This window comes from Salipiger bermudensis (assembly GCF_019801965.1).
Lineage (GTDB): Bacteria > Pseudomonadota > Alphaproteobacteria > Rhodobacterales > Rhodobacteraceae > Salipiger > Salipiger bermudensis_A.
Genome location: NZ_JAHVIA010000006.1, coordinates 319,540 through 332,326, shown reverse-complemented (window position 1 = coordinate 332,326; position 12,787 = coordinate 319,540). Strand labels below are relative to the sequence as shown.

The window sequence follows — 12,787 nt, the reverse complement described above, 5'->3', positions numbered from 1 at the left end:
CCCCTTGGTCTTGGTCAGCCCTGCGCGCGGGTGCCGCGGGCAAAGCAGGTGACGGAGAGCGCGGCAACGATCACCGCGGTCACGCCAAGCGCGCCGATCCCGAAGCTTTCCATCAGGATGCCGCCGATGATCGGGCCGAGCGCCGAGCCGGTCATCAGCATCGCCGGGGTCGCGGCCACAGCGCGGCCGCTGCGGTCCATGCGCGCCAGCAGGCCGAAGGCGAAGGTGTGGGTGAAGATCTGCACCGCGACGAAAATCGCCGCGACCGGCGCCCAGACGGCCAGGACCGTGACGAAGGTCAGCACGAGCGCGAGGCTGGCCTGCACCACCGGCCCGGCCAGCACCACGCTGCGCGCCGAAAGGCGGTTTTCCAGCAGCGCGGCGAGCGGCGCGGGGCCGATGAAGTTGACGATGCCGAGCGCGATCAGCGTGCCGACGATGGCCTGCGGCGTGAAGTTACGCGCATTGCCGATAACCTCGACGAAGGAAAACACCATCGCCTGGTTGAAAGTCATCAGGCTGACGCCGGCCACCACCGCGAGCACGCCCGCAGCGAAAGGGGCACGGCTCGGCACGCCCTCGGCCTGCCCGGCCACCGTGGGGAAGGCCAGCAACATCGCCAGCGCCGCCACCGCCATGATCGCGCCGAAGCTGTAGAACAGCACCTGTCCGCCGTGCAGCGCCAGCAGTTGCGGCACCGCGCCCATGTAGATCACCCCGAACAGGCCAAGCCCCGCGCCCGCGAAGGCAAACAGCCGGTGCGGGTTGGCCGCGCGCCCCATGCTGCCATGCACCAGGCTCAGCGCCATGCCGGTCGCGATGCCGCCCAGCAGGTGCAGCGCCGCCAGCGGCGCGAAGCCGCTTTGTCCGGCGGCCAGCACGAAAGCCAGCGCCGAAAGCCCGTAGCCCGCCACCGCCAGCGCCTTGCGCGGCAGGCGGTTGAAGTTGCGCGCGGTCAGCACGCTGGCGATCACCGCGCCGATCAGGAACAGCGTCACCAGCGCCCCGGCCCCGCGCGGGCCGAAGCCGAAGCGCGCGATCAGCGCACCGACCCAGACCGGCAGGGCGACGAGGTCGATCAGCCCCGCGCAATGGCCGACGATCAGCGCCGCGGCCCCCATCTTGCGCAGCTCGCTTGGCGCCGGGACCGCCCCGGCGTGAACTTGTGTTTCCGACATGTGTCGTCCTCCCTGATAAGCCGGCCTCCCGCCGGCCTTCCTCCCCTGAACTCGTCCCGATCGCAGCCCGGTCAGACCGGCGCGCCGAGGGCCATCATCGACCGCCCCATGATCGCGTTGTGTTCCTGCTGGTCGCCGCCGGTGACTTCGATCTCCGACAGCCGCGCGGAATTGTTGACGACCATGCTGCAGCGCTCCCAGCGGCGCGCTTCATGCGCGGCGAAGGCTTCGGCCACGGTATCTGCGCGCAGCAGTTCCTCGGCGATCACCAGCCCGTCCTCCATCCCGATGCAGGCGCCGGCACCGAGATGCGGCGTGGTCGCATGCACCGCGTCGCCGATCAGCATCACCCGGCCAGCGTGCCACGGCTGCGGCAGGAGCATCTTCTCGAGCGGGCGGTAGATCAGCTTGCTGTCGGCGCTCAGCCCCTCCTGGACGCCGGTCAGGATCGGCGACGGAAACCGGTCGAGCAGCGCGGTCATCTGCCGCAGAAGATCGGATGCCTCGACCCAGTCATTGGTCGGGCGGTCCTCGGTGACGAACATGTACGAACGGCCGTGGGAGACCGGGTTGATGCCGACCTTGAGCCCCTCGCCGAGCCACATGTTGAGGGTTTCGATGCCCTCAGGCGTGGCCATCTCGGCCCGCCACACCGCCTGCCCGACATATTCGGGACACGGCGCATCGGGCATCAGCATGGCCCGGGTCCTGGAATAGAGCCCGTCGGCGCCGATCACGGCGTCATAGCGCGCCCCGCTGCCGTCAGTGAAGGTGACATCCACGCCTGCCTCGTCCTGCGCGAGGGTCTCGAAGCTGCAGCCGAGCCTCACCGAGACACCGGCGGCGCGGGTGGCCTCTGCGAGGATCGCCGCCAGCGCCGGGCGCATGATCGCGGCATTGCCGGGCAGGCCGGTGCCGGGCATCGGCGGAGTCGGGATGGTGACGATCACCTCATCGTTGTGCGGCATGCGCACCACCAGGCCGTCCGTCGCCGCGCCGGTGGCCTTGAACGCGTCGAGGATCCCGAGCTCGGCAAAGACCCGCAGCGTCGCGCCGTGCAGGCTGATGCCCGCGCCGTAGCTGCGCCAGCCGGCGTCGATCTCGACGAGGTCGGTCTCGATGCCGCCCCGTGCCAGCATGATCGCCGCGGACATGCCGGAAAAGCCGCCGCCGATCACCAGTACCTTCTTTGCCTCTCCCATAATCAGCCCTCCCGTGCTGCGCGTCCGGCGACCTGCGCCGGGACGCTGATAGACCCGTCCGGTGCCTCGCTCAGGGGCACGCGGGTCAGTTTCCGTCCCAGGCAGGGGCCGGACACGCAGGCCCCCGTCTCGATGTCAAATAGGGCCCCATGGGCGTGACAGGCCAGATGCGTGCCGTCGCCGTTGAGGTAGGCATCCCTGCGCCAGGCCATTGGCGTGCCGCCGCGGTAATGCGGGCAGGAATCAATGTAGCCATGCAGTCTCCCTTCGCGCTTCACCACGATGACGTTGCGCGCGGCGCCGGGCCGGGGCAGGAAGCCACGGGCCGCGCCCTCGGGAACGTCGTCACGGTGGCAAAGCCTCAGTTGCCCGGCGCTCATGGCGTGCCGGAGCCGCCCTCGGGCCCGCCGCCCGGCGCCCATTTCTCGCGCCACTGCAGCAAGAACATCTGGCTCGCCTCGGGGCCGTTCGGCGCCTCGCGCGCCACCCATGTGTCGTCGTGCTTGTCCATGTCGGCGTCGTATTCGAAATGGCAGCCGAGCGGGCTGTTGAAGTACCAGAACCAGTTCGAGCCGAACTTGTGCCGGCCCGGCCCCCAGAAGCTCTGGTAGCCTTTCCGCACGAAGCGATCTCCCGCCACCATCAGCTCGGTCGGCCCGCCCATGTGGAAGGCAAGATGCTCGCAGCCCTGCATGTAGGCAGGGGTGCGGATGAAGAAATGCGTGTGGTGGTCATCGTTTGCCGCCGGGCGCAGGAACGGGCCGGCGCCGGACAGCACGTCGGTGATGACAAAGCCCAGTCGGTCGCAGAAGAAGCTGACCATCTTGTCGATATCGGGCACGAAGAGCACCACGTGGCTCAGCGTGCGGGGCAGGGCGGCCATGTCGTCGGTGACGCCAAGCTCGTTCGCCGCGCGCTGCGCCGGGGCGCCGGGGGCGTTGATCTTCTCGGCGGGCATCGACAGCTCCCGGCGGATGGTCACCTGGAAGCGCAGCTCGAAGCCGAGGTCGTCCCTGAACTCCAGCCCGCCATCCGACAGGCGGGTGACGCGGCGATCCTTCGACATCTCCGCCTCGATCGCATCGAGCGTGGCCGCATCCTCTACACCGTAGACCTGCTGGCGCAGCATATTCTTGGTTTGCAACGGCACGGGCAGCCTGGGATCGTCGCGGTGGCGGATGATCACGCCGGTGCCGTCTAGCGTCTCATAGAGCCAGCCGGTCTCGTCCAGTTGCACAGGTGTCAGGCCGAAATCCTCGAGATAGGTTTTCGATCCCTCCAGATCGTCCACCCCGAACACCAGGTAATCGGGTCCGATGATGCGCATGGTCAGCCTCCTCCGTCTGCCTGCACCCGCCTCGGGTTGGGTGCGAATCCTGCTTGCCAATCGTGTAGCTTTGGCAGAGGTATTTAGAAAATTGCTTTGATGAATGTCTGACATTGATCAGCTGAATTGCTGGGAGGAGGGACCGTATGCGTTTCAACAAGCTCGACATGAACCTGCTGGCAGCGCTGGATATTTTGCTGAAGACCCGCAGCGTCACCCGTGCGGCGGAGGAGATGTTCATCACCCAATCGGCCATGTCCAACGCGCTGGGGCGGCTTCGGACGTTCTTCGATGATCCGCTGCTGGTGCAGGTCGGGCGCGGGATGGAGCTGTCCCCGCTGGCGCAGAGCCTGCAGGAGCCGGTGCGCGAGATCATGGTGCGCGTCGAAAGCGCCACGCGCATCCGCCCGCACTTCGATCCGGCCGAGGACAGCGCGACCTTCAACGTGGTGATTTCGGATTACTCGCTGACCGTGCTGGGGCCGGGGCTGTCGCGCCGGCTGGCCGCCGAAGCACCGAATGTGCGGCTCAACCTGCGCCCGCAGCACGCGCAGCCGAGCCTGCTGCTGGACCGGGGCGAGGCCGATCTTCTAGTCGTGCCGGACTATCTTGGCGGCAGCAGTCAAGAGCACGAAATCCTCTTCGAGGACGAGCTGGTTGTGCTGGTCGCGGCAGAGGGGCCGCACGCGCAGGCCGAGATGACCGTGGAGCGCTTCGCCGAGGCGCCGCACGTGCTGATGGAGCCTTTCACCGGGCAGGACAGCTTCTCCGCGGTGTCGATGCGACAGGCCGGGGTGACGCCCGCCAAGGTGCTCTCGACCTATGTCTTCTCGTCGATCCCCGCGCTGATCCGCGGCACCGACCGGGTGGCGCTGATCCAGCGCAGGCTTGCGGAGCCCGAGGTGGCGCGGGGCGGGCTGGTGATCAAGCCCGCCCCCTTCGACTTCCCGTTGCTGCAGCAGAGCATCCGCTGGCAGTCGCACCGCAACCGCGACCCCGCGCTGGCCTGGATGCGGCAGCTGATCCACGACTCCGTGCCGCCGCGTCCGGGCGGCCCGGAGTGACGCCCCCCTCCCCGACCCATCATGGCGACAAATGCCGACCCATTTATCGCGTGAATAGGTATATGAGATAGAATCAATTTTTCTTTCCCCAGTGCCGACGCATAGGGTCTGTCCTCAAGCGCGACGAAGCGTTGTCGGGGGAGGCAACGCGCGCTGATGGAGGACAGAATGCGACACTCAGGCTCCCCGCGTTAGCGGGGACGATGAGCGGCTGAGCCCGCGCTGAGGCGCCGGCCCGGGCCGCGACACGCACATCATCATGTCGATCGACAACCGCGGCCCGGGCGCGCGGGCAGGCCTCCTGCGGCCTGCACATGTCCGGCCACGGCACCAATACCGCCTGACGCACGCTGCAGCAGGCGCCGGCACGTGGCTGCCCATTGCAGGGCAGGGCGCGGCCGTCCGGGCCGGAGAGGCCAGACAACCAGGGAGGAGCCCAATGCTCAAACTCAAAGCGACCCTCGCTCTGGGCACAGCCATTCTGTGCCTTTCGACACCTGCTATCGCGCAGCAGCAGCCCGCGGCGGGGGCGCAGAACATGCCGCCCATGTCAATCCGGGCGCTCGCCAACATGGGCCGCTCGGGCTTGCTCGGCACGATGGCCTCGAACGAGCGCTACGGCACGGTGCAGTCGCGCGTGGCGCTCGGCCGCGCAATGTCGGCGCTGACCGAGGTGCCGGGCAACCCGGAGGACGGCTACGGCGACGGCATCACCGACGTACTGGCGCCGCTCAGCGCCATCGTGCAGCTGAACAAGGGACCGAGCGAGAGCGCGCATTATCTGCGCTTCTCGTCCAGCAACCGCTGGTCCAACGGCTGGCCGACCCGCAACGGCGTGGCCGAGCTCGAATCCGATAGCCAGGCGCATGGCTTCGGCCTGCAGTATCTCTTTGCCCCGAGCACCGACCTGATGGTGGGCATCGGCGTCGAGATCGACCGCAACGAGGTCGACATCCGCCACGCCGATGGCGAAGCCGAGATCCGCCAGATCGCCCTGCGTGGCGACGTGCTGAAGAAGCTCAACGACAATTGGGGCGTGGCGCTGCGCGCCGGCTGGTTCGAGGAGACCTCGGAGACCGAGATCCCGCTGCCCTTCGGCATGCTCGAGGTCGAGCAGGACGCGTCCCGGCTCTACCTCCAGGCCGACGCGGTGGGCACCTTCACCAAGGCCGACATCCCGGCGCTGCCCGAGGGCTGGATGCTGCGTCCGACCATCGGCACCGCCTGGCAGAAGACCTGGTTCGAGGAAACCACCAATTCCTTCGGCGAGGTCGAGAAGGGGCCGCGCGGCGAGAGCTCGGACGAATACGGGTCGATCTATGCCAATGCCGCGCTGTCCTTCGGCGGTCTCGGCAAGGTGCATCCCTATATCGGGCTCGGGCTCGACCACGAATACGTCAATTCCTACGCCGATTACGTCGACGAGAGCACCTACCTGAACAGCTTCGTCGGCGCGATGGTCAAGCTGTCGCAAAGCGCGCTGCTCAACGTCAATTACGGCCGCTACGACGGCTTCAACGGCAATCGTCAGAAGGAGGCCTTCGTGGTCGCCTTCGGGGTGACCTTCTGAGGCGCGTGGCGCGGCGGCCGGCAGGGTGCCGCTGCGCCACGCATGGAAACTTGCCCGGGTTTCGGCGACCATTCGTCGGGGGCGGGCGTCCGGGCTGTGACCTGCACAAATATGCAAGGCGCAGCCTGTTGCTCTGGGGAGAGAGACATGACTGAGATGGCGTGGCGGCCCGGCCGCCGGGTGGCGATCGCCGGGGCGGGGCCCGGCGGAATTTCCGCGGCGCTCGAGATGCTGCGGCAGGGCTATGACGTGCGGGTTTTCGAAAAGGCCCCCGAGCCGAAACCGCTCGGGGGCGCGGTGCTGCTGTCCTCGCCCGTGCTGGCCGTGCTGCGGCATTACGGCGTCGACGTGGGGCCGAGCTTCGGCTCCAAGACCCTGGTCGAATTCCGCAACAACAAGGGCAAGGTCCGTGCCCGGCTGCCGTTCAACGAGAAGGTCGAGAGCGCGCTGGGGATCGACGGCTGGCACTATGGCGTGCTGCGCGCGACCGCCTTTCGCAAGATGCTCGAATTGCTGCCCGACGGGGTGATCGTGCCGGACCGGGCGGTCAGCGGCTACGAGGATACGAGTGCGGGCATCCGGGTCGTGTTTGAAAACGCGGCGCCGGTGGAGGCCGACCTGCTGATCGGCGCCGACGGCATCCGCTCGAAGGTCTCGGCGCAGGCCTTCGGCGATCCCGGCCTGTTTCACGTCGGGCTGCGGGTCTGGCTGGCCTGGTGCGAGGATTGGGGCGGGCTCGACCGATCGACCGGCGCGATCACCCATGCCCGCGATGTCCAAGCGAGCTATTTCCCGATGCTGCACGAGGGCAAGCCCGGCTGGGAGTGGTGGATCGTCGAGAAGTCCGGCGAGACGGCCGAGGCGCCCGAAGATGTCGAGGCGCACCTGCGCAAGCGCCTGTCGCATTTCGCGGCACCGCTGCCCGCCTTCGCCGAGCGCACGGATTTCTCCACGCAGGTGTTCCGCTGGGAGATCTACAATCGCCCCTCGTTGACCTCCTGGACGACGGGGCGCGTGGCCTGCGTCGGCGATGCCGTGCACCCGGTCTCGCCCTATGCCGCCTATGGCATGGGCATGGCGATCGAGGACGGCTATTTCCTCGGTCGCGCGCTCGGGGGCTGCGATCTGTCGGACCGGGCCGCTGTCAGCAAGGCGTTCGCCCGCTACGAGCGCGAGCGGGTGTCCTACGTCAACCACCACGTGGAATTCGCCCGCAAGCTCGGCCAGCAGTTTCACCATGCCGCCGCGCCAGTCGGCATTCTGCGCGACATGGTCTTCGACAACACCAGGGTGCTCGAGAAGCTCATCACCAAGGATTATCTCGCCGATGCCGAGGTGATGTCGCTGAACCTCAAGGAACTGCACGTCACCTGATCCTGGAGACCCCTGCGCAGGACCGTTCCGGCGCCTTGCAGAAAGGCGCCGGAGCAATGCCTGCTCCTGCCAACTGGTTCTCCGTCCGCTCGCACGGACGCGGTCGCTGGCTCCGCCTTTGGGGTCTGCTCCGGCGGGCGGGCGACGGAGGACCGTCGCCATCATGGCCGGGCGTGAACGCCCGTTCGGCAGAATTGCGGTACAGACCGCTCGCAGGCCTATGGTGTTGCCGGGCGCAAAACCACCCACTCGATCAATGCGGCGACAGGGCGCGTGCCCCGTGAGATTCGTGACCTGCATCGCCGAGCCCCCCCCTCGACCAGAGACCCCGATGACCGCCCAGACCCTGCCCGCTTGCGGCGCCGCGATCACGCCAGCGCCTTCGATGCCAACTCGACGCCTCATGTCCTGACCCGGCTGCAAACCGCAGGCTGCCGCTGCGACCCATCGCCGAGCGCAGGACGGACCGCATCCGTCCCACGGAAAAGCGCCGTCACGACCAGCGCCGTCCATCGCCAGATTTGTGCGACGGTCGCAGACGCGATCACGCTTGCGGGCGCTTATTTTATAAAATATAAGAGAACTGCCCAAACCGGTGAAGATCATGACCTCCAGCGCTCTCCACGCCTACTGGCCCGACTTCAAGGATCCCCTGCTGGCCACCGCCGCGGGCGGCTTTCTTGCGCCGCGCCCCGCCTTTGCCGATGACCGGCTCGCACGGATCCTGTTTGACGGCTGGGAGCTGAAAGGCACGTTGACTGACCTTGGCGGCGAGCGGGACTGCAACACACGCGTCGAGCTTGCCGGCGGCCGCCGTCTCGTCCTGAAGATCTTCAGCCCCGACGACGAAGCCCAGGTCCGGGCGTTTCAGCATCAGGTGATGTTGCATCTCGAGCGCAGCGACATCGGGCTTACCCCGAAGATCTACCCGACCCGCGACGGCGCCCTCGAGGCGGTGGTCACGGACGCCGAGGGCGGCACTTTCCACGCGGTGCTGATCGACCTGATGCCGGGCCGGGCGCCGCAGCCGGACGGGAGTGCCGCGCAACAGCGCATGATCGGGCGCGGCATCGCCGAGCTGCACCATGCGCTCCGCGGGCTCGACTGTCCGGCGGCAAACCGGGTGTTGCTGTGGGACCAGATGAATGCGCCACGCCTGCGGGAAGCGGCGGAGATGGTCGAGAATGCCGCCTTGCGCGCCCGCATCCTCGGCGGCATGGACCATCTCGAACACCGGATGCCGGCCCTCGGCGCCCTGCCGGCGCAGCTGATCCACAACGACCTGAGCCAGAGCAACATGCTGGTGGCGGAAGACAACCCTCTGACACTGAGCGGAATTTTCGATTTCGGCGACATGGTGATCGCACCGCGCATCAACGACATCTCGATCGCCGCCAGCTACTTCACCCTCCCGGACCGCCCGCTCGCGCCGCAGCTCGCCAACCTCGTGGCCGGCTACGAAGAGGTCATCGCGCTTGGCGATGACGAACTCGCGGCGCTGCCCGACGCCATGCTCGCGCGGATGCTCCTGCGGCTGATCATTCCGCTCTGGCGCAGCGCGCTGTTCCCCGCCAACCGCGCCTATCTGCTGCGCCATTTCGATGCCGGGCGCGCGCTGGCCGAGCGGCTTCTCCCCCCGGAGGGAAGCCCGGGCCGGGCCCCCTTTGCCTTCGACAGATCCCACCTGGACACGCCTTGCCATGACTGAGCCCGCTTTCGAGACCACCCTGATGGCGCGCCGCAGCCGCACCCTCGGCCCCGCCTACCGGCATTTCTACGACGCCCCGCTGCACCCGGTGCGCGGGCAGGGGGTCCGGCTCTACGATGCCGAGGGGCGGGCCTATCTCGATGCCTACAACAACGTGCCCTCGGTCGGGCATTGCCACCCGCGCGTGGTCGAGGCGCTGGCCGCGCAGGCGGCCGAGCTCAACACCCACACGCGCTACATCCATCCCAGGATCGTCGAGTATGGCGAGCGCCTGACGGCACTGTTCGATCCGGCCCTGTCGCAGGTGATGTTCACCTGCACCGGCAGCGAGGCCAACGATCTGGCGCTGCGGGTGGTGCGCGCGGTGACCGGTGGCACCGGCATCATCGTGACCTCGAACGCCTATCATGGCGTCACCGCCGATCTGGCCGAGCTCTCGCCCTCGCTGGGCACGGCGAACCCGCTGGGTGCGCATGTGCGCACCGTGGCGCCGCCTTCGGCGGCCGACGCCGGTGCGGGCTTCACCGCCGAAGTACGGGCCGCCATCGCCTCGCTGCAGGCGGCAGGGCTGCGTCCGGCGGCGCTGCTGTTCGACACGGTGTTTGCCAGCGACGGGGTCTATCTCGATCCGCCGGGCTGCATCGCGGGCGCGGTCGACGCGATCCGCGAGGCCGGTGGCCTGTTCATCGCCGATGAGGTGCAGGCGGGGCTGGCCCGGGTCGGCTCGCATATGTGGGCCTATGAACGCCACGGAGTGACGCCCGACATCGTCACGCTGGGCAAGCCGCTGGGCGCGGGACACCCGCTTGCCGCGATGGTGATCCGGCCCGACTTGCTGGCAGAGTTTGGCGCGAAAACCCGCTATTTCAATACATTCGGCGGCAACCCGGTGTCGGCGGCGGTGGGGCTCGCGGTGCTCGACGTGATCCGAGACGAGGGCCTGCAGGACAATGCCGCAAGCGTGGGCCGGTCTCTGCAGCAGGGTCTTGCAACGCTGGCGGAACGTCATCCCGAGGTGGTCGCGGAGGTGCGCGGCACCGGGCTCTACGCGGCGCTCGAACTGCGCGGCGCCCCCGAGACCGCCGGGCAGGGCATCAGCTGGCTGCTCAACGACATGCGCCGGCGCGGCGTGCTTCTGGGCAGCTGCGGCTCACACGGGCAGGCGCTGAAGATCCGCCCGCCACTGCCCTTCGGCGAGGGCGATCTCGCGGAATTGCTCACTGCGCTCGATGAGGGCTTGTCGCAGGACGGGCTTTGCCACATTCTCGGCGCTCGATCCGGGAGGGGCGCTCCGCAGCGAGCGTGAGAGGAGATTCATGCCAGACACTGCCAAGCCGAGCATGTCGCGCACCGGCAACCTGAAGCCCATCGCGTCGGGGAGCCTCTCGGCACGCGCTTACGAAGCGATGCGGCGGGGGCTGATCGAAGGTGAATTTTCACCTGGACAACGGCTGATCCTGCAAGACCTGGCAGATCATTTCGGCACCTCGATCACGCCAGCGCGAGAAGCCGCGATGCGGCTTGCCAGCGAAGGCGGGCTCGAGCTGCGTTCGGGCCGCTTCCTCTTCGTGCCGGAGATGGATCGCGAGCGCTATCTCGAGGTCCGTGCCATGCGGATCGAGCTCGAGGGGCTCGCGGCCCGGATCGCCGCCACGCGCTGTACGCCCGAGGATCTCGAGCCGCTGCGCGAGATCCAGCGCGCCTACGCTGCCTCCGAGGCGCCCGAGCAGGCGGAGCAGGCCGCGCGGCTGAACCGTCAGTTCCATGCCGGGGTCTATCAGCTGTCGGGGATGCCGCTGCTGATCAGCCATATCGAGCAGCTCTGGGTCGCGATGGGGCCGATGCTGACGGTGTTCTACGAGCCGGGCAGCCGGCGCTATTTCGGCGCCGAGGTGCATGACTCGATCCTGGCGGCACTGGCCGCCGGCGACGGCGCCGCGGCGGAGCTGCAGATCCAGTCCGACATCGTCAACGGCACCGCGAGCTTCCTCGCCTATTTCGACCGGCAAGACGCGCAGGGCTGACCGCCACCGGGGGCCTGCTCGCTGCGGACCTGTCCGCAACGACGGCACCGGTGCGCCCGCATAATCCCGAAAGTCCGCAAGGCTCTCCGAAAAGTTGCTTACGCGTTGAGCACCATCATGAATTTCGTGAGCCTCCTCGGCCCGGCCGCTTGACGTCATAATTTATAAATTACACGATATGAATCATCGGCGCCTCGGATACCGACCCGCCGCAACGAGACACGCAGCCGGCGTACCGGCGTTCCAACAGAGGAAGACACTGACATGACTGCCCTGAAGCTGACCTCCGCAGCGCTGGCTCTTGTCGTTGGCGGCACCGCCGCGCAAGCGCAGGACTGGTGGCCGTTCGAGATCAACGCCGCCAAGAACGGCAATCTTGAGACCGTCGAGACCATCGCTTACCAACCGCTCGAAAAGGCCTCGAAACCGTGGAACCTCTGCGTCGTGGTTCCACACATGCAAGACAGCTACTGGGTCGCGATCGATCACGGCCTGGTGGACGCCGCCAAGCGCCAGGGCGTCAAGATGACGGTCTACCAGGCGGGCGGCTATGCCAACCTGCCGCGCCAGGTGGCGCAATATGATGACTGCATGGCTTCGGGGGCGGATGCGATCCTGATCGGAGCCATTTCCGAGGCCGGCATGGCGGCCAAGATCACCGAGGGCATGGACAAGGGCATCGTCAATATCGCCCTCGCCAACCCGGTGCTGGAGACCCCGATCACCGCGCGCATCACGCCGGACTACTACCAGAAGGGCTACCAGGGTGCGCTCTATGCCGGCGAGACGCTGGGCGAGGGGGCAAGCGCCATCGCCTTCCCCGGGCCGCAGGGCAGCGGCTGGGCCGAGACCTACCTGCAGGGCTTCGTCGACGGCGCCGCCGAGGCGGGCATCAGCGTGGCGGGCGAGTATTTCGGCGAGGCCAGCGTGCCGGCACAGCTTCGTCTCGTCGAGGACGCGCTGATGAGCAACCCCGACGTAACCATGCTCTGGGGCGGTGCGCCCGCTGCCGAGGCCGCCGTCGGCGCGCTTGCCGATGCCGGCATGGACGGCGACGTGTCGATCTTTGCCAGCTACGAGAACCAGACCATGCTGAGCATGATCGAGGACGGCAAGGTGCAGCTGGTGGCCACCGAGTACCCGGTGATGATCGGCGAGATCTCGGTCGATCTGGCGATCCGCGCGCTTGAGGGCGAGCCCTACGAGCAGGTGCTGCTGGTGGCGCCGGGCCTCGTGACCGCCGACAACATCGCCGAGTACGACACGACGCAGATCTTTGCCCCCGAAGGCACGCAGCCGGTGTTCTCGGTCGAGTGACGCCGCCGCGCCCGCCCCATCGG

General features: G+C 67.8%; 11 protein-coding genes. 7 read left to right on the top strand and 4 right to left on the bottom strand.

Features of this window, described 5'->3' with window-relative positions:
* Positions 1 to 14 precede the first annotated feature (14 nt).
* The 4 genes from KUV62_RS15395 to KUV62_RS15380 all read right to left on the bottom strand — a co-directional run bounded on the left by KUV62_RS15395 (position 15) and on the right by KUV62_RS15380 (position 3,707).
* Entirely contained in the window at positions 15 to 1,178 is a 1,164-nt protein-coding gene (locus KUV62_RS15395; protein ID WP_222604604.1) for an MFS transporter, read from the bottom strand.
* Positions 1,179 to 1,249: 71 nt separating this feature from the next.
* Positions 1,250 to 2,380 (bottom strand): FAD-dependent oxidoreductase, encoded by a 1,131-nt coding sequence (locus tag KUV62_RS15390; RefSeq protein ID WP_222604603.1) that lies wholly within the window; start codon positions 2,378 to 2,380, stop codon positions 1,250 to 1,252.
* Positions 2,381 to 2,382: 2 nt separating this feature from the next.
* The gene (locus tag KUV62_RS15385) at positions 2,383 to 2,760 is read right to left on the bottom strand and encodes a Rieske (2Fe-2S) protein (protein ID WP_222604602.1); all 378 of its coding nucleotides are present in this window, start codon (positions 2,758 to 2,760) and stop codon (positions 2,383 to 2,385) included.
* The gene (locus KUV62_RS15380; RefSeq protein ID WP_222604601.1) at positions 2,757 to 3,707 is read right to left on the bottom strand and encodes a VOC family protein; all 951 of its coding nucleotides are present in this window, start codon (positions 3,705 to 3,707) and stop codon (positions 2,757 to 2,759) included. Before KUV62_RS15380 ends, KUV62_RS15385 begins: the two co-directional genes overlap by 4 nt.
* A gap of 146 nt (positions 3,708 to 3,853) precedes the next feature.
* On the opposite strand from KUV62_RS15380, the gene KUV62_RS15375 reads away from it, so the two are divergent.
* From KUV62_RS15375 to torT, 7 genes are all read left to right on the top strand, one after another.
* Complete coding sequence (locus tag KUV62_RS15375) at positions 3,854 to 4,771, top strand: LysR family transcriptional regulator (RefSeq protein WP_222604600.1); 918 nt, start codon at positions 3,854 to 3,856, stop codon at positions 4,769 to 4,771.
* A 538-nt stretch (positions 4,772 to 5,309) separates the two neighbouring features.
* Positions 5,310 to 6,341, top strand: a complete 1,032-nt coding sequence (locus KUV62_RS15370; RefSeq protein ID WP_222604599.1) for an autotransporter domain-containing protein — start codon at positions 5,310 to 5,312, stop codon at positions 6,339 to 6,341.
* Positions 6,342 to 6,488: 147 nt separating this feature from the next.
* Positions 6,489 to 7,715 carry an FAD-dependent oxidoreductase gene (locus KUV62_RS15365; RefSeq protein WP_222604598.1) on the top strand — a complete coding sequence of 409 codons (1,227 nt, stop codon included), beginning with the start codon at positions 6,489 to 6,491 and terminating at the stop codon, positions 7,713 to 7,715.
* 604 nt (positions 7,716 to 8,319) lie between these two features.
* Positions 8,320 to 9,423 carry a phosphotransferase gene (locus KUV62_RS15360; RefSeq protein ID WP_222604597.1) on the top strand — a complete coding sequence of 368 codons (1,104 nt, stop codon included), beginning with the start codon at positions 8,320 to 8,322 and terminating at the stop codon, positions 9,421 to 9,423.
* Positions 9,416 to 10,729: an aspartate aminotransferase family protein gene (locus tag KUV62_RS15355; RefSeq protein ID WP_222604596.1), complete on the top strand. Its 1,314-nt coding sequence runs from the start codon at positions 9,416 to 9,418 to the stop codon at positions 10,727 to 10,729. The genes KUV62_RS15360 and KUV62_RS15355 overlap by 8 nt, the downstream gene beginning before the upstream one ends.
* 10 nt (positions 10,730 to 10,739) lie before the next feature.
* On the top strand, positions 10,740 to 11,447 hold the full coding sequence (locus KUV62_RS15350; protein ID WP_222604595.1) for a GntR family transcriptional regulator: 708 nt from the start codon (positions 10,740 to 10,742) through the stop codon (positions 11,445 to 11,447).
* 264 nt (positions 11,448 to 11,711) lie between these two features.
* The gene (gene torT, locus KUV62_RS15345) at positions 11,712 to 12,764 is read left to right on the top strand and encodes a TMAO reductase system periplasmic protein TorT (protein ID WP_222604594.1); all 1,053 of its coding nucleotides are present in this window, start codon (positions 11,712 to 11,714) and stop codon (positions 12,762 to 12,764) included.
* The last annotated feature ends 23 nt before the right edge of the window (positions 12,765 to 12,787 follow it).

Coding starts and splice junctions, on each gene's coding strand:
- KUV62_RS15395 (WP_222604604.1), bottom strand. CDS start 1,178: ATGTCGGAAACACAAGTTCACGCCGGGGCGGTCCCGGCGCCAAGCGAG.
- KUV62_RS15390 (WP_222604603.1), bottom strand. CDS start 2,380: ATGGGAGAGGCAAAGAAGGTACTGGTGATCGGCGGCGGCTTTTCCGGC.
- KUV62_RS15385 (WP_222604602.1), bottom strand. CDS start 2,760: ATGAGCGCCGGGCAACTGAGGCTTTGCCACCGTGACGACGTTCCCGAG.
- KUV62_RS15380 (WP_222604601.1), bottom strand. CDS start 3,707: ATGCGCATCATCGGACCCGATTACCTGGTGTTCGGGGTGGACGATCTG.
- KUV62_RS15375 (WP_222604600.1), top strand. CDS start 3,854: ATGCGTTTCAACAAGCTCGACATGAACCTGCTGGCAGCGCTGGATATT.
- KUV62_RS15370 (WP_222604599.1), top strand. CDS start 5,310: ATGCCGCCCATGTCAATCCGGGCGCTCGCCAACATGGGCCGCTCGGGC.
- KUV62_RS15365 (WP_222604598.1), top strand. CDS start 6,489: ATGACTGAGATGGCGTGGCGGCCCGGCCGCCGGGTGGCGATCGCCGGG.
- KUV62_RS15360 (WP_222604597.1), top strand. CDS start 8,320: ATGACCTCCAGCGCTCTCCACGCCTACTGGCCCGACTTCAAGGATCCC.
- KUV62_RS15355 (WP_222604596.1), top strand. CDS start 9,416: ATGACTGAGCCCGCTTTCGAGACCACCCTGATGGCGCGCCGCAGCCGC.
- KUV62_RS15350 (WP_222604595.1), top strand. CDS start 10,740: ATGCCAGACACTGCCAAGCCGAGCATGTCGCGCACCGGCAACCTGAAG.
- torT (WP_222604594.1), top strand. CDS start 11,712: ATGACTGCCCTGAAGCTGACCTCCGCAGCGCTGGCTCTTGTCGTTGGC.